Raw genomic sequence first — 18,948 nt, 5'->3', positions numbered from 1 at the left:
TTATGAGAGAAAATGAAAATATAATATACGGGAGGAATCCTGTATTAGAAGCGATTAACAGTGGACGAGAGATTGAAAAAATATATGTTTCAAAAAATGCCAAAGGAAATATTTCTAAAATTATAAAATCTGCAAGAGATAAAAATATAATCGTATCAACTGCAGATAATGTGACATTAGACAAGATGTCCGGAAACGGCAACCATCAGGGAATAGTCGCATTGTGCTCCCTCTACAAGTATTGTGATGTTGAAGATATACTTGAGTATGCCAGCGAGAAAGGCGAAAAGCCTTTTATTCTGTTATTGGATGGAATAACAGACACGCACAACTTTGGAGCCATAATAAGGACTGCAGAAGCCTTTTCAGCTCACGGTATCGTAATACCAAAGAGGAGATCTGCTGTCGTAAACAGTACAGTTGTAAAGACATCAGCAGGTGCAACTGAGTACATGAAAATTGCAAAGGTTTCAAACATAAACACTGCGATAAATAACCTAAAGAAACAAGGCGTATGGATTGTAGGCAGCAGCGTAGATGCAAAAGAGGATTTTAGCAATGTGGATTATGACCAGCCTATAGCCATAGTCATTGGCAGTGAAGGTGAAGGGATATCTGAGCTTGTTAAAAAGAACTGTGATTATCTTGTAAAGATACCAATGATGGGCAATATGAATTCGCTTAATGCATCGGTAGCGGCATCTATTTTTATGTACGAGGTTGTACGACAGAGGTTGGGTAAGGCGTGATTTGATGTATATGGTGATTGATGGGTATAACGTGATAAACAATTGGGAGGATTTAAAGCTTGAGGCGAGAAACAACCTTGAGGACGCCAGACAAAAGTTGATAGACATACTTCAAAATTTCAGAGGGTATACAGGATTTAATATAATACTTGTCTTTGATGCGATGTACGCCAAAGGGAAACAACAAAACAAGGAATATCACAATGGAGTCGAAGTCGTGTATACAAAGGAAGGTGAGTCTGCAGACAGCTATATTGAAGGATTGATAAAAGAAATAGTCAAAAAAGACAAAGTAGTTGTGGTGACTTCTGATTGGATATTGCAGCAAGTCGTATTAGGTCAAGGGGCGATAAGGATGTCATCGAGGGAATTATACGAAGAATTGAATAATTATTTAGAAGATAAGAAGAAATTTTATACTAAAGATGACAAAAAAGACAGCATTGAATCAAGACTTTCAGAAGAAATTATAGAAAGGCTTAAGAAAATGGCTGAGTAATAAAAATATTCTTTATTACAATCTTGACTACAATCTCTATTAAAAGTATAATTATTTATGTGAACTTGGCCTATAAGCGGAGGCGATTTTTGTGAAATCGGGGGCACAAATAGATCTATACAATATTTTTTCATCGATGGATGAAGGTGATGTTGTAGAAGAGGCTCAGAGAGGCAACGAAGCAGCACTGGAATTCATCATCGATAAGTACTATTCTTTTGTCAAGGCAAAGGCTCGTTCCTACTTTTTGGTCGGCGCGGATAAGGAAGATATAGTGCAGGAAGGCATGATCGGGTTATACAAGGCTATTCGCGATTTTAAAAGCGATAAGCTGTCATCGTTTAAAGCTTTTGCTGAGCTATGCATAACGAGGCAAATGATAACTGCTATCAAAACTGCTACAAGGCAAAAACATATTCCTCTTAATTCTTATGTTTCTCTAAATAAACCGATTTTTGAGGAAGAGTCGGATAGGACTTTGATGGACGTTGTGTCCAGTGAATGCGTATCTGACCCTGAGGAGTTAATAATAAACCGAGAGGAATACGTTAACATCGAAAACAAGATTGGAGAGATGTTAAGTGACCTTGAGTGGGAAGTGCTTATATCCTACCTTGATGGGAAATCGTATCAGGAGATTGCTGTTGAGCTTAGAAGACATGTAAAATCGATAGATAATGCCCTCCAAAGAGTAAAAAGAAAGCTTGAAAGATATCTGGAGATGAGAAATAGTTAAGTATTGACATTTTAAAGCTTTTATAGTAGAATTTAAAATTGATGCAAAATATGATTGCCCACGTAGCTCAGTCGGCAGAGCGTCGCCTTGGTAAGGCGGAGGTCACCGGTTCAATCCCGGTCATGGGCTCCAATTTTATTTTTTTGTACTAAAGTTTTTAAAACATAGAAACGCGTGGATGAGTTTATTAAAGTAGGAGGAAAAGAAATGGCAAAGCAAAAATTCGAAAGAAAGAAACCCCATGCAAACATAGGGACAATAGGACACGTAGACCATGGCAAAACGACATTAACATCAGCAATAACGATAGTATTATCAAAACAAGGAATGGCACAAGCGACAGCATACGATGAAATAGACAAAGCACCAGAAGAAAAAGCAAGAGGAATCACAATAAACACAATGCACGTAGAATATGAGACAGAGAAAAGGCACTATGCCCATGTTGACTGTCCAGGACACGCAGACTACGTAAAGAACATGATAACAGGAGCAGCGCAGATGGACGGAGCGATACTGGTAGTATCAGCAGCAGACGGTCCAATGCCACAGACAAGAGAGCATATCCTGTTGGCAAGACAGGTAGGTGTGCCATACATCGTAGTATTCTTAAACAAAGCAGACATGGTAGACGACCAAGAATTAATCGAATTAGTAGAGATGGAAGTAAGAGAGCTGTTAAATGAATATGAATTCCCAGGGGATGACACACCGATAGTAGTAGGTTCAGCATTAAAAGCAATGGAATGCGGATGCGGGCAAAGAGACTGTCAATGGTGCGGCAAGATATGGGACTTAATGGATGCAGTTGACAGCTATATACCAACACCAGAAAGAGATGTAGACAAACCATTCCTGATGCCGGTAGAAGATGTATTCACGATAACAGGAAGAGGAACAGTTGCGACAGGAAGAGTAGAGAGAGGCAAATTAAAAGTAGGAGACGAAGTAGAGATAATAGGATTATCAGACGAAAACAAGAAGACAGTAGTAACAGGCGTAGAGATGTTCAGGAAGACGCTGGATGAAGCAGAAGCAGGAGACAACATAGGAGTATTGTTAAGAGGAGTAACAAGAGACGAAGTAGAGAGAGGACAAGTATTAGCGAAACCAGGGTCAGTAAAACCGCACACGAAATTTGAAGGACAAGTATACGTGTTAACAAAAGAAGAAGGCGGAAGACACACACCATTCTTCAATGGATACAGACCACAGTTCTACTTCAGGACAACAGACGTAACAGGAGTAATAGAATTACCAGAGGGCGTAGAGATGGTAATGCCCGGAGACCACGTAACAATGACAATAGAATTAATAACACCGATAGCGATGGAAGAAGGACTAAAATTTGCTATAAGAGAAGGCGGACACACAGTAGGAGCCGGTGTTGTTTCCAAGATTCTGTCATAAAAAAGGGCTGGGTATTTTACCTGGCTTTTTTTCAGTCTATACATTTAGATTGACATAAATTAATATTTATGATAAAGTTTTAAAAGTAGTTTTAAATTCCGGGAGGTGGAATTGTTGCGGGTTAAGATCACATTAGCTTGCACGGAATGTAAGCAGAGAAACTATAATACTACTAAAAACAAGAAAAACGATCCTGATAGGATAGAGCTTATGAAATACTGTAGGTTCTGCAGAAAACATACATTGCATAAAGAGACAAGGTAAAATACAAGTTATAAAGGGATGTGATTCAATGGCTGCCGATGAAAGGAGAAAAGTCGGGAAGTTTTTTAGGGAAATTAAAGCCGAGATGAAGAAAGTCACATGGCCAACAAGAGACAATTTGATTGCATATACAGAAGTCGTACTGGTTGTGGTAATAGCATTTACATTGTTGATATTCCTTGCAGACTCGGCCTTTAGCTATCTACTAAAATTAATTATAAAAAGTTAAAGGAGGATGGGGTTTATCCCCAAATCGATGATGTCTGAAACAAATTCAGCTAAATGGTATGTAGTCCATACTTATTCCGGATATGAAAATAAGGTTAAAGCGAATCTGGAAAAGTCTGTTGAAAATAGAAATCTTCAAAATTTAATACATCAAGTCGTAGTTCCGACAGAAAAAGTGGTAGAGATAAAAGACGGCAAAAAGAAGTCTGTTGACAGAAAGGTATTTCCGGGATATGTACTTGTGAAAATGGTAATGAATGATGAATCATGGTATGTAGTGAGAAATACCAGAGGCGTAACTGGTTTTGTTGGGCCTGGATCTAAACCTGTACCACTTACTGAAGCGGAAGTGAGAAGCTTAGGCATTAAAGAGATACAGACGTCAGTAGATATAAAAGTAGGCGATAGTGTTAGGGTTATTGCCGGACCACTTGAGAATTTCATCGGTGTTGTTGAAGAGATTTACCTTGACAGACAAAAAGCTAAAGTTTTGATTTCGATGTTTGGCAGAGAAACCCCAGTGGAATTTGACTTTGTCCAGATTCAAAAAATTCAATAGATGACATGAATTAGGAGGTGTAAACATGGCTAAAAAAGTTGCTGCAGTTGTCAAGATACAGTTACCTGCAGGAAAGGCTACACCAGCTCCACCAGTAGGTACAGCTCTTGGACCACATGGTGTCAATATAATGGGTTTTTGCAAGGAGTTTAATGAAAAGACTGCAAAACAAGCTGGTTTGATCATTCCTGTAGTTATTACCATATATGCAGATAGGTCATTTTCATTCATCACAAAGACACCACCTGCGGCTGTGCTTTTAAAGAAGGCTGCTGGCATTGAAAGTGGTTCACCACAGCCTAACAAGCAAAAAGTCGCAAAGATTACAAAAGATAAAGTTAGAGAAATAGCAGAATTGAAAATGAAAGACTTAAATGCATCAGATATTGAGGCAGCTATGAGAATGATAGCTGGTACTGCAAGAAGCATGGGTATTGAAATTGAACAGTGATTGTTAAGTGGGAGGACTTGTGTCCGAAAAATACCACAAGGAGGTAAAGAATAACATGAAACATGGTAAAAAGTATTTAGATAGTGTGAAATTAATAGACAAAACAAGATTATACGATGCAAATGAAGCCGTTGACCTAGTTTTAAAGACTGCAAAGGCAAAATTTGATGAGACTGTTGATCTATCGGTAAGGCTTGGTGTCGATCCAAGACATGCAGATCAGCAGGTCAGAGGAACTGTAATACTTCCTCACGGAACAGGTAAGACGGTTCGCGTTTTGGTTTTTGCGAAAGGCGATAAAGCAAAAGAGGCTGAAGCCGCTGGTGCTGAATATGTTGGAGCTGAAGAATTAGTTACAAAGATCCAAAATGAAAACTGGTTTGACTATGATGTTGTTATAGCTACACCAGACATGATGGGTGTAGTGGGTAGACTTGGTAAGGTGTTAGGACCAAAAGGCTTAATGCCGAACCCAAAAGCTGGCACAGTTACATTTGATATCGAAAAAGCGGTAAAAGACGTTAAAGCTGGTAAAATTGAGTACAGAGTTGACAAAAATTCAATAATCCATGTACCTATTGGAAAAGTTTCTTTTGGACAAGAGAAGTTAGTTGAGAATTTCAAAACGATTATGGATGCCATAATAAGATCTAAACCTGCAGCAGCAAAAGGACAATATTTGAGAAGTGTTGTCCTCTCATCGACGATGGGACCTGGAATAAAGGTTAATCCACAAAGAATCGTATGATAGCTGTTGACATAAAACCATAATAGTGATATACTCTTAAAGTAAAATTGAAAACTTACCGTAGACAGTAGGTGTGGCAACACATAAATCCTACCGAGGTTTTTGATAAAGCTAAGAAAGGATCCTCATGTCTACGGTGGATCCTTTTAATATTTAAGACGGGAGGTGTAAGTTTGAGCACAGCGAGGGAAGCTAAGGAAAAAGTCGTTAGTGAGTTTAAAGATAAACTGGGAAGAGCACAATCCGTCATATTTACCAGCTACAGTGGATTGACAGTTGAGGACGATACTGCTTTAAGGAGAAAGTTTAAAGAGGCTAACGCTGAATACAAAGTATACAAAAATACTTTGATGTGGCGTGCGGCGCAAGAACTGGGTTACAATGACTTGAAAAAGTACTTAGAAGGACCAACATCAGTATCTTTCGGGTACGATGATCCTGTTACACCTGCTAAGATTCTGGTTGAGTTTTTGAAAAACAATAAAGGTTTGGAATTAAAAGCAGGTATTGTAGATGGCAAAATAGTAGGGCCAGAGGAAATAAAAGCATTATCAGAATTGCCATCAAAAGAAGAACTTATCGCAAAAGCACTTGGCAGCATGAAGGCGCCTATAAACAACCTTGTATATGTATTGTCTGGTACATTGAGAAGTCTTGTAATAGCTTTAAATGCTGTTAAAGAGAAAAAAGAAGCACAATAACACAAAAATAAAAAATGGAGGTATATGTAATGAATAAGGAAGAAATCTTAGAAGCCATAAAAAATATGACAGTTTTGGAATTAGCTGATTTAGTAAAAGCTTTGGAAGAAGAATTTGGAGTTTCAGCAGCAGCACCTGTTGCTGTAGCAGCAGCACCTGCAGCAGGAGCAGCAGCAGCACCTGCTGAGGAGAAGACAGAATTTGATGTCATATTGTCAGATGTAGGTTCAGAAAAGATAAAAGTAATAAAAGTTGTTAGAGAGGTTACAAATCTCGGATTAAAAGAAGCAAAAGATCTTGTTGAAGGTGCTCCAAAGCCAATTAAAGAAGGCGTAAGCAAAGATGAAGCAAATCAAATAAAGGCAAAATTCGAAGAAGTTGGAGCAAAAGTAGAAATAAAATAATTAAAATATCAAAGAGAAAAAAGCATTCGGCAAGAGTGCTTTTTTCTTTTTATTGAATATCCCTTATTGACATGCTTTTGCCATTGTGGTAATATTATATATTGCATTAACAGTGTCATTTATTACATAAATGAAAAACGGCAACAAAAATTTTTATTGCATGTAAATAATAGAATATTTGTATGTATTTTGGTAAATAATAATTATGTCTTTCTGTATATTATCCAAAAGCTTTCTCTTTTGGTTATTTTAAATTTATAAGGGGTGAAGTGGATGTTACATCCTGTTGATGCCGGCTACAAGAAGCGCATGAGCTTTGCAAGGATTGAAGAAGTCTTGGATATGCCTAATTTGATTGAAGTCCAAAAAAATTCATATAAGTGGTTTTTGGACGAAGGCTTGAGGGAGGTTTTCCGAGACATATCTCCGATTGAAAGTTTTACCGGCAATTTGTCTTTAGAATTTTTAGACTACAAGCTTGATGACAATCCTAAATACTCTGTAGAGGAATGTAAAGATAGGGACACTACTTATGCGGCGCCAATGAAAGTAAAGGTAAGATTGACTAATCGCGATACTGGTGAAATAAAGGAATCAGAAGTTTTTATGGGCGATTTTCCTTTGATGACAGACAAAGGTACTTTTATAATAAATGGCGCGGAACGCGTTATTGTCAGCCAGTTGGTAAGATCGCCAGGCGTATACTACGAACAACAGTTTGACAAATTAGGGAAGAAGCTGTTTTTCGCGACTGTCATACCGAATAGAGGTGCATGGCTGGAGTACGAAGAAGATTCAAATGATATTTTTTCTGTTAGAATAGATAGGACGAGAAAAGTTCCAATCACTGTTTTTCTTAGAGCTTTAGGTTATGGGACGGATGCGCAGATATTGGATCTTTTTGGGGAAGATGAAAGAATAAAGGCTACTCTTGATAAGGACACCACAAAATCTGAAGAAGAGGGTTTGCTTGAGGTATATAAAAGATTGAGACCTGGTGAACCGCCTACTGTTGAAAGCGCTAAAAGTTTGCTGTACTCTTTATTCTTTGATCCAAAAAGATACGATCTTGCGCATGTTGGTCGCTATAAGTTTAATAAAAAGCTTGCATTAAGTTCGAGATTGACGAATCAAAAAGCCGCTGCAAAAATTGTCAATCCACTGACAGGCGAAATCATCGTTGAGGAAGGTCAAAGAATATCAAGGGAGATTGCTAAAAAAATCCAGGATTGTGGCATAAATGAGGTTGAAGTGCTTGTTGAAGGAAGACCAGTTAAGATAATTGGCAATAATACTGTTGATATTAATGAATATCCGCTTTCCTTTGATGTGTCAGATCTTAAGATAAAAGAGAAAGTGCATTTGACTGTTTTGAAAGAGATTCTGGATAATTTTTCAAGCGAAGATGACATAAAAAATGAGATAAGAAGAAGACTGGATGAATTAATACCTAAACATATCACTAAAGATGATATTATTGCTTCTGTAAATTACAATTTAAATCTTTCATATGGTATTGGGTTTGTTGATGATATTGATCACCTTGGGAATAGAAGGCTCAGATCAGTTGGCGAATTGCTTCAAAATCAGTTTAGAATAGGTCTATCAAGGATGGAAAGAGTAGTTAGAGAAAGAATGACTATACAAGATGTCAGTGAAATTACTGCTCAAAACCTGATAAATATTAGGCCTGTTGTTGCTGCAATTAAAGAGTTTTTTGGAAGTTCACAGCTTTCGCAGTTTATGGATCAGACAAACCCCCTTGCAGAGCTTACTCACAAGAGAAGATTAAGCGCATTAGGCCCAGGAGGGCTAAGCAGAGAAAGAGCCGGAATGGAAGTCAGGGATGTCCATCATACACATTACAGCAGAATGTGTCCTATAGAGACGCCTGAAGGACCAAATATAGGACTTATAGGTTCTCTTGCTACATATGCAAGGATTAACGAGTATGGGTTTATTGAAGCTCCTTACAGAAAAGTCGATAAATCGACAGGTAAGGTCCTCAATGAGATTGTGTATATGACTGCAGATGTGGAAGATGAGTATGTGATCGCTCAAGCAGACGAACCTCTTGATGAAGAGAATAGATTTGTAAATGAGAGGGTTACAGTTCGCTCGAAAGATGATATTTTGTCAGTGCCCAGAGAAGAAGTAGATTTTATGGATGTTTCTCCGAAGCAGGTAGTTTCTGTAGCTACCGCAATGATTCCTTTCCTGGAAAATGATGATGCAAACAGGGCTCTGATGGGTTCAAACATGCAGAGGCAGGCTGTTCCACTCCTTGTTCCACAGGCGCCTATCGTTGGGACTGGCATTGAGTATAAGGCTGCCAGGGATTCAGGCGTTGTAAATATCGCCAGAAACAGTGGCATAGTAGAGAGAGTTACGGCAGACAAAATAGTAATAAAGACAGATGATGGAAGACGTGACGAGTATGAACTTCTTAAATTTAAGAGATCAAACCAAGGGACTTGCATAAATTGTAGACCAATAGTAAATGAAGGGGATCGCGTTGAAAAAGGACAGGTTATAAGCGATGGACCTTCTACAGAATTGGGTGAAATTGCACTTGGACGCAATGTATTGGTTGGATTTATGCCTTGGGAAGGTTACAATTACGAGGATGCTATTTTGATTAGCGAAGAACTTGTAAAAGAGGATGCTCTTACATCTATCCATATTGAGGAATACGAGTCAGAAGCAAGAGACACAAAATTAGGACCGGAAGAGATAACGAGAGATATTCCTAATGTTGGTGAAGAAGCATTAAAGGATTTAGACGAGAGAGGAATCATACGCATTGGTGCAGAAGTTACGGCTGGAGACATTCTCGTCGGCAAAGTAACTCCAAAAGGCGAAACAGAGCTTACTGCAGAAGAAAGATTGTTAAGAGCCATATTCGGAGAGAAAGCGAGAGAAGTTAGAGATACTTCTTTAAGAGTTCCTCATGGTGAAGGCGGCATAGTTGTAGATGTTAAAGTGTACACGAGAGAAAATGGCGATGAACTGCCTCCAGGAGTAAATGAAATGGTGAGAGTTTTTATCGCACAGAAGAGAAAGATATCTGTTGGCGATAAGATGGCAGGTAGGCATGGAAATAAGGGTGTCGTTTCAAGGATACTTCCTGTTGAGGATATGCCGTTTTTACCTGATGGTACACCGCTTCAGATTTGCCTGAACCCTCTTGGTGTTCCTTCTCGTATGAATATCGGTCAGGTTTTGGAAGTCCACTTAGGACTTGCAGCAAAAGCTTTGGGTTGGTATATGGCTACGCCGGTATTTGATGGTGCCCATGAGGAAGATATACAAGAGCTGCTTGAAAAGGCAGGATTTTCGCCGGATGGAAAAATACAGCTTTACGATGGAAGAACAGGCGAACCTTTTGACCATCCAGTTACTGTTGGATATATGTACATGCTTAAGCTGCATCACCTTGTCGATGATAAAATGCATGCAAGATCTACAGGACCATATTCTCTTGTCACACAGCAGCCACTTGGTGGTAAAGCACAGTTTGGTGGTCAGAGATTCGGTGAGATGGAAGTATGGGCGCTTGAAGCATATGGAGCTGCCCACACATTGCAGGAAATACTTACAGTTAAATCTGATGATATAGCAGGACGTGTGAAGACATACGAATCGATAGTCAAGGGTGAAAATATACCAGAGCCTGGTGTACCAGAGTCATTTAAGGTTCTTGTTAAAGAATTGCAAAGCCTTTGCCTTGATGTAAAAGTATTGACTGAGGATAATCAAGAAGTAGCACTGAAAGAATTTGAAGATGAAGATGATGATGATATCTCAGAAGATACGATAAACATTAATATTGAAGGCAGGGAAGATGCGCCGCCAGAGGTAAATTATGGCGAAGAATTTAACGAAGATTTTGATGAAGATAAAGATGCATTTGACGATCTTAACTTTGAACCGACCGATATAGACTTTGGCGATAGTGACAGCTTTGATGACGATTATGATCTATAAAATTATTATGAAGGGAGCGAAACTCCTTGTTTGAGCTTAAGAATTTTGATTCAATGAAAATAGGACTTGCTTCACCTGAAAAGATAAGGGAATGGTCAAGAGGTGAAGTAAAAAAACCTGAGACTATAAATTACAGAACTTTAAAGCCAGAAAGAGAAGGTCTGTTTTGTGAAAAGATATTTGGACCTACAAAGGATTGGGAATGTCACTGTGGAAAGTATAAAAGAGTAAGGTACAAAGGCGTTATATGCGATAGATGTGGTGTTGAAGTCACAAGGTCGAAAGTTAGACGTGAAAGGATGGGGCATATTGAGCTTGCTGCCCCAGTTTCCCATATATGGTATTTCAAGGGTATACCAAGCCGCATGGGATTAATACTTGACATGTCCCCAAGAGCCCTTGAAAAAGTTTTGTATTTTGCGTCTTACGTCGTAATAGATCCTGGCGAGACTAACCTTTCCAAGAAGCAGCTTTTAAGCGAGAAAGAGTATAGAGAGTATTTAGATAAATACGGCAACAAGTTTAAGGCAGGCATGGGTGCTGAATCAATAAAAGAGCTTCTGCAGGAAATAGATCTTGAGAAGTTGTCGAAAGAGTTAAAGGCTGAAATTAGGGAGTCAACAGGGCAAAAGCGTGTAAGGGCCATAAGAAGGTTAGAAGTTGTTCAGGCGTTTTTGGATTCAGGCAATAAGCCTGAATGGATGATACTTGACGTGATACCTGTAATTCCGCCTGATTTAAGGCCAATGGTTCAATTGGATGGTGGAAGGTTTGCAACGTCGGATTTGAACGATCTATATAGAAGGGTTATAAATAGAAACAATAGATTGAAAAGACTTCTCGACTTAGGTGCTCCTGACATCATAGTCAGAAATGAGAAGAGAATGTTGCAGGAAGCTGTTGATGCCCTTATTGATAATGGCAGAAGAGGAAGGCCGGTTACAGGTCCTGGCAATAGGCCACTGAAGTCTTTGTCTGATATGCTAAAAGGTAAGCAAGGAAGATTTAGGCAGAACTTGTTAGGTAAGAGGGTAGACTATTCTGGCCGTTCTGTTATAGTAGTTGGTCCTGAATTAAAGCTTTATCAGTGCGGTCTTCCTAAAGAGATGGCTCTTGAGCTTTTCAAGCCTTTTGTGATGAAAAGGCTTGTTGACAAAGGGATAGCGCAGCATATAAAGAGTGCTAAAAGAATGGTGGAAAAGGTGCGCCCAGAAGTTTGGGATGTATTAGAAGATGTAATCAAAGAACATCCAGTTCTTTTAAACAGAGCACCTACACTGCACCGTTTAGGCATACAGGCATTTGAACCTGTGTTGGTAGAAGGCAGGGCTATAAAGCTTCATCCGTTAGTATGTACGGCTTACAACGCTGACTTTGATGGAGACCAGATGGCAGTCCATGTTCCTTTGACTGTAGAGGCGCAAGCAGAAGCGAGATTTTTAATGCTGGCTGCTAACAACATATTAAAGCCACAGGATGGAAAGCCTGTCATGACACCTACGCAGGATATGGTTTTGGGGTGCTACTATTTGACAGGCGATGAAGACGGCGTCTTAGGTGAAGGTAGGTTATTTAAAGACTATGAAGAAGCTCTTATGGCGTATCAATTAGGCCAAATAAATATTCATGCCAAGATAAAAGTGAGAATGAAGAGAGAGGTAAATGGTGAGGTTAAAACTAAAGTCATCGAGACAACTATAGGAAAGCTTATATTTAATTCGGCCATACCTCAAGATTTAGGCTTTGTAGATAGGACAAATCCTGATACAATGTTTGATCTGGAGGTATCTACATTAGTAGATAAGTCAAAATTAGGCAAGATATTGGACAGAGTATATAGAGTGCATGGGCCTACAAAGACCGCTGAAACCTTAGACAAAATAAAGGCTTTAGGCTATCAATATTCTACTAAAGCTGCATTGACTGTCAGCGTTTCTGATATGGTAATACCTGAAGAGAAGAAGACCCTCTTAAATGAAGCTGATGAAGCAGTTAAGAAAATAGATGCTCAGTTTAGACGTGGTCTCATTTCGGAAGAAGAAAGGTATGAAAGCGTCATTAGAACGTGGAACATGACGACAGAAAAAGTAAGCGATGCCCTCATGGCTAATCTTGATAGATTCAATCCTATATTTATGATGGCTCATTCAGGTGCAAGAGGCAGTAAAAACCAGATAAAGCAGTTAGCTGGTATGAGAGGATTGATGGCTAACCCTGCAGGTAGGATAATTGAGCTTCCTATAAGATCTAATTTCAGAGAAGGACTTAATGTCTTGGAATTCTTCATTTCTACTCACGGCGCCAGAAAGGGTTTGGCTGATACAGCTTTAAGAACTGCCGACTCAGGCTATTTAACCCGTAGGCTTGTAGATGTAAGCCAGGATGTTATAATCAGAGAAGATGATTGCGGCACAGATGAAGGAATTTACGTAACCGAGATTAAAGAAGGCAACGAAGTAATAGAAAAGCTTGCAGATAGATTAAGTGGAAGAGTATCACTGGAGGACATAAAAGATCCTACTACAGGCGAAATAATAGTAAAGAAAAATACGATGATTTCTGAAGAAGATGCAGAGAAGATTGAAGAATTAGGTATCAAGAAGGTCAAAATAAGATCTCTCTTGACATGCAAATCAAAGCATGGCGTCTGCCGGATGTGCTATGGAAGGAACTTGGCTACTGGTTCACAAGTTGAAATTGGTGAGGCTGTGGGAATAATCGCAGCGCAGGCCATAGGAGAACCTGGTACACAGCTTACAATGAGAACTTTCCATACTGGCGGTGTTGCTGGTGCTGATATAACACAAGGTCTGCCGAGGGTTGAGGAGCTGTTTGAAGCGAGAAAACCAAAGGGATTAGCTGTTATATCTGAGATACCAGGCGTTGTAAAGATAAATGAAACTAAAAAGAAGAGAGAAGTTGTAATAACTGACAACGAAAATAATATTTCAAAGACATATCTTATACCTTACGGCTCAAGGCTTAAAGTTCAGGATGGCCAGTATATCGAAGCAGGTGACGAGCTTACAGAAGGATCTGTAAATCCGCACGACATATTAAAGATAAAAGGGCTATTTGCAGTACAAACTTATTTACTGCAGGAAGTTCAAAAGGTATACAGGCTGCAAGGTGTTGAAATAAACGACAAGCACATAGAGGTAATAATACGTCAAATGATGAGAAAGATTAAGATTGAAGATTCCGGAGACACATCAATGATGCCTGGAGAACTGGTAGATATGTTTGCCTTTGAAGAAGAAAATAGAAAAGCTGTGGAGAAAGGTTTAAGGCCAGCTTCAGGAACGAGAGCCCTTTTAGGAATCACAAAAGCTGCCCTTGCTACAGATTCATTCTTATCTGCTGCATCATTCCAAGAGACAACCAGAGTTTTGACTGATGCGGCTATAAAAGGAAAGGTCGATCCTTTGATAGGCCTTAAGGAAAATGTCATAATAGGTAAACTGATTCCGGCAGGAACAGGTTTGTCAAGGTATAGAAATATTGTCGTTAAGACTGCAGGTCAATCAGAAAGTGAAGGAAATGCTGCTGAAAGTGATAATGTGGAGGCAAATGCAAAATAATATCTATTGTTGACAGAGTTTGACCTTAATGATAAAATATTTAAGTGTGTTGAAAACTACTTCCATGTAGGGAGGAAGAAAACTTGATGAGTTCAAGTAAAAGCAGTTCTTCTAAAATGGTTATAGGAGCGAAGCAGACATTTAAAGCCGTTACAAATGATAAAGCTGCTAAAGTATATATTGCTCGGGATGCTGAAGAACATGTAACTAAAAAAATCATTGATGCTTGTAATTCAAAGTCTATCGAAATAGTTTATATAGACACAATGAGTGAATTAGGTGATATGTGCGGCATTGATGTTGGAGCGGCTACTGCTGCTGAATTAAAGTAAGAGCAATTAGATTTATCCCCTATTTAGGGGATAAATCTTCTAAAAATTGGAAGGAGGTGTAAGGATGCCGACGATTAATCAATTAGTAAGAGAAGGAAGAAAGAAAGTTAAATATAAATCCGCATCCCCGGCATTAAAAGGCAATCCTCAAAAGAGGGGTGTTTGTACAGTTGTTAAAACTACAACACCAAAGAAGCCGAACTCTGCTTTAAGAAAAATAGCAAGGGTAAGGCTTGTCAATAACACAGAAGTTACAGCATATATACCGGGCATTGGTCATAATTTGCAAGAGCACTCTGTTGTACTTATAAGAGGTGGAAGGGTAAAAGATTTGCCTGGTGTTAGATACAAAATTATAAGAGGAACGCTAGATGCAGCTGGAGTTGCAAACAGAAAACAAGCTCGCTCACAGTATGGTGCTAAAAAACCTAAATGATAGGAGGGATAGTGAATGCCTAGGAAAGGCTATGTAGCAAAACGTGATGTGCTACCAGATCCAGTATATAATAGCAAAAAAGTGACAAAGCTAATAAATAAGATAATGTACAGTGGCAAGAGAGGCATAGCACAGAAGATATGCTATGGTGCATTTGATTTGATACGAGAAAAAACTGGTAGAGATCCATTAGAAGTATTTGAAGAGGCATTAAACAATGTCATGCCTGTTCTTGAAGTAAAGCCGAGACGTGTAGGTGGTGCGACTTACCAAGTACCTGTTGAGGTAAGGCCTGAGAGAAGACAAACTCTTGGAATTAGATGGATCATTGACTTTGCAAGAAAAAGAAGCGGAAGGACAATGGTTGAAAAGTTGGCAGCCGAAATTATGGATGCAGCAAATAATACAGGTGCTAGCGTCAAGAAAAGAGAAGACACGCATAAGATGGCTGAAGCAAATAAAGCATTTGCACATTACAGATGGTAATAATAGTTATGGTAGTGTGTATTATATGGGCAGGAAAGGAGGATATAAATGCCTAGAGATTACAGCTTAGATAAAGTTAGGAATATTGGAATAATGGCGCATATAGATGCTGGCAAAACTACTACTACCGAAAGAATACTGTTTTATACAGGAAAAGTCCATAAAATAGGTGAAGTCCATGAAGGAAATGCTACAATGGACTGGATGGAGCAAGAGCAGGAAAGAGGTATTACGATAACTTCTGCTGCTACAACATGCTATTGGAAAGATCATAAGATAAATATAATAGATACGCCGGGACACGTGGACTTTACAGTTGAGGTAGAGCGCTCTTTAAGAGTGTTAGATGGTGCAGTTGCAGTCTTTTGCGCAAAGGGCGGCGTTGAGCCACAATCAGAGACAGTTTGGAGACAGGCGGATAAATACAGGGTTCCAAGGTTGGCTTACGTAAACAAGATGGACATAATGGGTGCGGACTTTTTTAATGTAATTAAAATGATGAAAGAAAGACTAAACGCGAATCCTGTAGCGATACAACTTCCTATTGGGAAAGAGGATACGTTTGTTGGGATCATAGATTTAATTAAGATGCGTGCTATCATATATGAAGATGATTTAGGAACGGTGTCAGACGAAGTCGAGATTCCTGCAGATTTAAAGGATTTAGCAGAAGAGTACAGAGAAAAACTATTAGAAGCTGTTTCAGAGCAAGATGAAGTTTTAATGGAGAAATATTTAGAAGGCGAAGAGATTACAGAAGAAGAAATACATGCTGCTTTGAGAAAAGGAACTATCAATAATGAACTGGTATGTGTAACTTGTGGTTCTTCCTACAAGAACAAAGGCGTTCAGCCTATGTTAGATGCTGTTGTAAGATATTTGCCATCTCCTATAGATATTCCTTCTGTAAAAGGCATGAAGCTTAATAGCGATGAGGAAATAGAGAGAAAGGCAGATGACAATGAACCATTCTCAGCACTTGCTTTCAAGATAATGGCTGATCCTTATGTCGGAAAGCTTGCATTTTTCAGGGTATATTCTGGAACTTTGGAAGCAGGTTCATATGTTCTAAATTCCACAAAGGGAAAGAAAGAGAGAATAGGAAGAATTCTTCAGATGCACGCAAATCACAGAAAAGAAATTGACAAAGTTTATACGGGTGATATAGCTGCTGCGGTTGGACTTAAAGACACAACGACGGGTGATACATTGTGCGACGAAAATCAGCCTATTCTATTAGAATCAATGGAGTTCCCTGAACCAGTTATAAGAGTTGCCATAGAGCCGAAGACTAAAGCCGCTCAGGATAAAATGGCAGTTGCTCTTCAAAAACTGGCTGAAGAAGATCCTACTTTTAAGACATATACAGATCAAGAAACAGGCCAGACTATTATAGCTGGTATGGGCGAGTTGCACTTGGAGATCATTGTTGATAGGATGAAAAGGGAATTTAACGTAGAGTGCAACGTTGGCAAACCACAAGTCGCTTATAAAGAGACCATAACAAAACCTGTGCGTGTAGAAGGAAAGTTCATAAGACAGTCAGGTGGACGTGGTCAGTATGGTCATGTATGGCTTGAAATGGAACCTTTAGAGAGAGGTCAAGGATATCAATTTGAGAATAAGATAGTCGGTGGCGTCATACCGAAGGAATACATTCCTTCAGTAGATGCAGGTGTGCAGGAAGCCATGGAAAATGGCATCCTTGGAGGATACGAAGTTGTTGACGTTAAAGTTTCATTAGTTGACGGTTCATACCATGAAGTCGACTCATCTGATATGGCATTTAAGATAGCAGGTTCAATGGCTTTTAAAGAAGGTATGAAAAAAGGCGGAGCTGTTCTTTTAGAGCCTATAATGGAAGTGGAAGTCGTTGTTCCTGAGGAATATATGGGCGATGTAATGGGTGACATAAACTCAAGACGTGGAAGAATCGAAGGTATGATGGATAGAGCTGGTGCAAAAGTCATAAGAGGCATGGTTCCACTGGCTGAAATGTTTGGATATGCTACAGACCTTCGTTCAAAGACTCAAGGAAGAGGTACTTATACGATGCAATTTAGCCATTATGAAGAAGTACCTAAAAACATTGCTGAGCAAATATTGGAGAAAAAATAAAAATTAATGTAAGGAGGAAAAGAAATGGCAAAGCAAAAATTCGAAAGAAAGAAACCCCATGCAAACATAGGGACAATAGGACACGTAGACCATGGCAAAACGACATTAACATCAGCAATAACGATAGTATTATCAAAACAAGGAATGGCACAAGCAACAGCATACGATGAAATAGACAAAGCACCAGAAGAAAAAGCAAGAGGAATCACAATAAACACAATGCACGTAGAATATGAGACAGAGAAAAGGCACTATGCCCATGTTGACTGTCCAGGACACGCAGACTACGTAAAGAACATGATAACAGGAGCAGCGCAGATGGACGGAGCGATACTGGTAGTATCAGCAGCAGACGGTCCAATGCCACAGACAAGAGAGCATATCCTGTTGGCAAGACAGGTAGGCGTACCATACATCGTAGTATTTTTAAACAAAGCAGACATGGTAGACGACCAAGAATTAATCGAATTAGTAGAGATGGAAGTAAGAGAGCTGTTAAATGAATATGAATTTCCAGGAGATGACACACCGATAGTAGTAGGTTCAGCATTAAAAGCAATGGAATGCGGATGTGGACAAAGAGACTGTCAATGGTGTGGCAAGATATGGGACTTAATGGATGCAGTTGACAGCTATATACCGACACCAGAAAGAGATGTAGACAAACCATTCCTGATGCCAGTAGAAGATGTATTCACGATAACAGGAAGAGGAACAGTTGCGACAGGAAGAGTAGAGAGGGGCAAATTAAAAGTAGGGACGAAGTAGAGATAATAGGATTATCAGACGAAAACAAGAAGACAGTAGTAACAGGCGTAGAGATGTTCAGGAAGACGTTGGATGAAGCAGAAGCAGGAGACAACATAGGAGTATTGTTAAGAGGAGTAACAAGAGACGAAGTAGAGAGAGGACAAGTATTAGCGAAACCAGGGTCAGTAAAACCGCACACGAAATTTGAAGGACAAGTATACGTGTTAACAAAAGAAGAAGGCGGAAGACACACACCATTCTTCAATGGATATAGACCACAGTTCTACTTCAGGACAACAGACGTAACAGGAGTAATAGAATTACCAGAGGGCGTAGAGATGGTAATGCCCGGAGACCACGTAACAATGACAATAGAATTAATAACACCGATAGCGATGGAAGAAGGACTAAAATTTGCTATAAGAGAAGGCGGACACACAGTAGGAGCCGGTGTTGTTTCCAAGATTCTTGCTTAAGAAAAAAATGTGCTAATAGCATAAGCTATTAGC

17 protein-coding genes, 1 tRNA gene, 1 pseudogene and 1 other annotated feature are annotated in these 18,948 nt (G+C 39.2%); all 19 genes and pseudogenes read left to right on the top strand.

Annotation, left to right across the window (positions count from 1 at the left end; translation table 11 throughout):
• Nucleotides 1–2 precede the first annotated feature (2 nt).
• Nucleotides 3–749: a 23S rRNA (guanosine(2251)-2'-O)-methyltransferase RlmB gene (gene rlmB, locus GSH73_RS11420; protein WP_014757910.1), complete on the top strand. Its 747-nt coding sequence runs from the start codon at nucleotides 3–5 to the stop codon at nucleotides 747–749.
• Between the two features lie 4 nt (nucleotides 750–753).
• Nucleotides 754–1,248, top strand: a complete 495-nt coding sequence (locus GSH73_RS11415) for an NYN domain-containing protein (RefSeq protein WP_014757911.1) — start codon at nucleotides 754–756, stop codon at nucleotides 1,246–1,248.
• A 91-nt stretch (nucleotides 1,249–1,339) separates the two neighbouring features.
• The gene (gene sigH / locus GSH73_RS11410; protein ID WP_014757912.1) at nucleotides 1,340–1,984 is read left to right on the top strand and encodes an RNA polymerase sporulation sigma factor SigH; all 645 of its coding nucleotides are present in this window, start codon (nucleotides 1,340–1,342) and stop codon (nucleotides 1,982–1,984) included.
• A gap of 56 nt (nucleotides 1,985–2,040) precedes the next feature.
• Nucleotides 2,041–2,116: transfer RNA gene (locus GSH73_RS11405), tRNA-Thr, on the top strand.
• 75 nt (nucleotides 2,117–2,191) lie between these two features.
• Complete coding sequence (gene tuf, locus GSH73_RS11400) at nucleotides 2,192–3,394, top strand: elongation factor Tu (protein WP_014757913.1); 1,203 nt, start codon at nucleotides 2,192–2,194, stop codon at nucleotides 3,392–3,394.
• A gap of 114 nt (nucleotides 3,395–3,508) precedes the next feature.
• Nucleotides 3,509–3,658 (top strand): 50S ribosomal protein L33, encoded by a 150-nt coding sequence (gene rpmG, locus GSH73_RS11395; protein WP_013296962.1) that lies wholly within the window; start codon nucleotides 3,509–3,511, stop codon nucleotides 3,656–3,658.
• 28 nt (nucleotides 3,659–3,686) lie between these two features.
• Complete coding sequence (gene secE / locus GSH73_RS11390) at nucleotides 3,687–3,887, top strand: preprotein translocase subunit SecE (RefSeq protein ID WP_013787136.1); 201 nt, start codon at nucleotides 3,687–3,689, stop codon at nucleotides 3,885–3,887.
• 30 nt (nucleotides 3,888–3,917) lie between these two features.
• Nucleotides 3,918–4,445, top strand: a complete 528-nt coding sequence (gene nusG, locus GSH73_RS11385) for a transcription termination/antitermination protein NusG (protein ID WP_014757914.1) — start codon at nucleotides 3,918–3,920, stop codon at nucleotides 4,443–4,445.
• 25 nt (nucleotides 4,446–4,470) lie between these two features.
• Entirely contained in the window at nucleotides 4,471–4,896 is a 426-nt protein-coding gene (gene rplK / locus GSH73_RS11380) for a 50S ribosomal protein L11 (RefSeq protein ID WP_014757915.1), read from the top strand.
• Between the two features lie 55 nt (nucleotides 4,897–4,951).
• Nucleotides 4,952–5,644, top strand: coding sequence for a 50S ribosomal protein L1 (gene rplA / locus GSH73_RS11375; RefSeq protein WP_038068525.1), 693 nt, complete (start codon nucleotides 4,952–4,954; stop codon nucleotides 5,642–5,644).
• A 40-nt stretch (nucleotides 5,645–5,684) separates the two neighbouring features.
• Nucleotides 5,685–5,803, top strand: a sequence feature (ribosomal protein L10 leader region).
• Nucleotides 5,804–5,817: 14 nt separating this feature from the next.
• Nucleotides 5,818–6,345 (top strand): 50S ribosomal protein L10, encoded by a 528-nt coding sequence (gene rplJ / locus GSH73_RS11370; RefSeq protein WP_014757917.1) that lies wholly within the window; start codon nucleotides 5,818–5,820, stop codon nucleotides 6,343–6,345.
• Nucleotides 6,346–6,374: 29 nt separating this feature from the next.
• Complete coding sequence (gene rplL / locus GSH73_RS11365) at nucleotides 6,375–6,749, top strand: 50S ribosomal protein L7/L12 (protein ID WP_013787141.1); 375 nt, start codon at nucleotides 6,375–6,377, stop codon at nucleotides 6,747–6,749.
• A gap of 273 nt (nucleotides 6,750–7,022) precedes the next feature.
• Entirely contained in the window at nucleotides 7,023–10,736 is a 3,714-nt protein-coding gene (gene rpoB / locus GSH73_RS11360; protein ID WP_014757918.1) for a DNA-directed RNA polymerase subunit beta, read from the top strand.
• Between the two features lie 26 nt (nucleotides 10,737–10,762).
• A complete protein-coding gene (gene rpoC / locus GSH73_RS11355; RefSeq protein ID WP_014757919.1) occupies nucleotides 10,763–14,317 on the top strand; it encodes a DNA-directed RNA polymerase subunit beta' in 3,555 nt (1,184 codons plus the stop codon).
• Between the two features lie 86 nt (nucleotides 14,318–14,403).
• Nucleotides 14,404–14,649, top strand: a complete 246-nt coding sequence (locus GSH73_RS11350; protein ID WP_013787144.1) for a ribosomal L7Ae/L30e/S12e/Gadd45 family protein — start codon at nucleotides 14,404–14,406, stop codon at nucleotides 14,647–14,649.
• Nucleotides 14,650–14,713: 64 nt separating this feature from the next.
• Entirely contained in the window at nucleotides 14,714–15,085 is a 372-nt protein-coding gene (gene rpsL, locus GSH73_RS11345; protein WP_013787145.1) for a 30S ribosomal protein S12, read from the top strand.
• Nucleotides 15,086–15,100: 15 nt separating this feature from the next.
• Nucleotides 15,101–15,571: a 30S ribosomal protein S7 gene (gene rpsG / locus GSH73_RS11340; protein WP_014757920.1), complete on the top strand. Its 471-nt coding sequence runs from the start codon at nucleotides 15,101–15,103 to the stop codon at nucleotides 15,569–15,571.
• A gap of 48 nt (nucleotides 15,572–15,619) precedes the next feature.
• A complete protein-coding gene (gene fusA, locus GSH73_RS11335) occupies nucleotides 15,620–17,689 on the top strand; it encodes an elongation factor G (protein WP_014757921.1) in 2,070 nt (689 codons plus the stop codon).
• Between the two features lie 24 nt (nucleotides 17,690–17,713).
• Nucleotides 17,714–18,915, top strand: a pseudogene (gene tuf / locus GSH73_RS11330) (elongation factor Tu).
• Nucleotides 18,916–18,948: the final 33 nt, after the last annotated feature.

The sequence above is a fragment of the Thermoanaerobacterium aotearoense genome (assembly GCF_009905255.1).
Lineage (GTDB): Bacteria > Bacillota > Thermoanaerobacteria > Thermoanaerobacterales > Thermoanaerobacteraceae > Thermoanaerobacterium > Thermoanaerobacterium aotearoense.
This window is presented reverse-complemented; position numbering and strand designations above follow the sequence as displayed.

What these genes read in the sequence shown, in the direction of transcription:
- fusA (WP_014757921.1), top strand. Translation starts at nt 15,620, where the DNA reads ATGCCTAGAGATTACAGCTTAGATAAAGTTAGGAATATTGGAATAATG.
- rpsL (WP_013787145.1), top strand. Translation starts at nt 14,714, where the DNA reads ATGCCGACGATTAATCAATTAGTAAGAGAAGGAAGAAAGAAAGTTAAA.
- GSH73_RS11350 (WP_013787144.1), top strand. Translation starts at nt 14,404, where the DNA reads ATGAGTTCAAGTAAAAGCAGTTCTTCTAAAATGGTTATAGGAGCGAAG.
- rpoB (WP_014757918.1), top strand. Translation starts at nt 7,023, where the DNA reads ATGTTACATCCTGTTGATGCCGGCTACAAGAAGCGCATGAGCTTTGCA.
- GSH73_RS11415 (WP_014757911.1), top strand. Translation starts at nt 754, where the DNA reads ATGTATATGGTGATTGATGGGTATAACGTGATAAACAATTGGGAGGAT.
- rplA (WP_038068525.1), top strand. Translation starts at nt 4,952, where the DNA reads ATGAAACATGGTAAAAAGTATTTAGATAGTGTGAAATTAATAGACAAA.
- rplL (WP_013787141.1), top strand. Translation starts at nt 6,375, where the DNA reads ATGAATAAGGAAGAAATCTTAGAAGCCATAAAAAATATGACAGTTTTG.
- rlmB (WP_014757910.1), top strand. Translation starts at nt 3, where the DNA reads ATGAGAGAAAATGAAAATATAATATACGGGAGGAATCCTGTATTAGAA.
- nusG (WP_014757914.1), top strand. Translation starts at nt 3,918, where the DNA reads ATGTCTGAAACAAATTCAGCTAAATGGTATGTAGTCCATACTTATTCC.
- rpsG (WP_014757920.1), top strand. Translation starts at nt 15,101, where the DNA reads ATGCCTAGGAAAGGCTATGTAGCAAAACGTGATGTGCTACCAGATCCA.
- rplK (WP_014757915.1), top strand. Translation starts at nt 4,471, where the DNA reads ATGGCTAAAAAAGTTGCTGCAGTTGTCAAGATACAGTTACCTGCAGGA.
- tuf (WP_014757913.1), top strand. Translation starts at nt 2,192, where the DNA reads ATGGCAAAGCAAAAATTCGAAAGAAAGAAACCCCATGCAAACATAGGG.
- secE (WP_013787136.1), top strand. Translation starts at nt 3,687, where the DNA reads ATGGCTGCCGATGAAAGGAGAAAAGTCGGGAAGTTTTTTAGGGAAATT.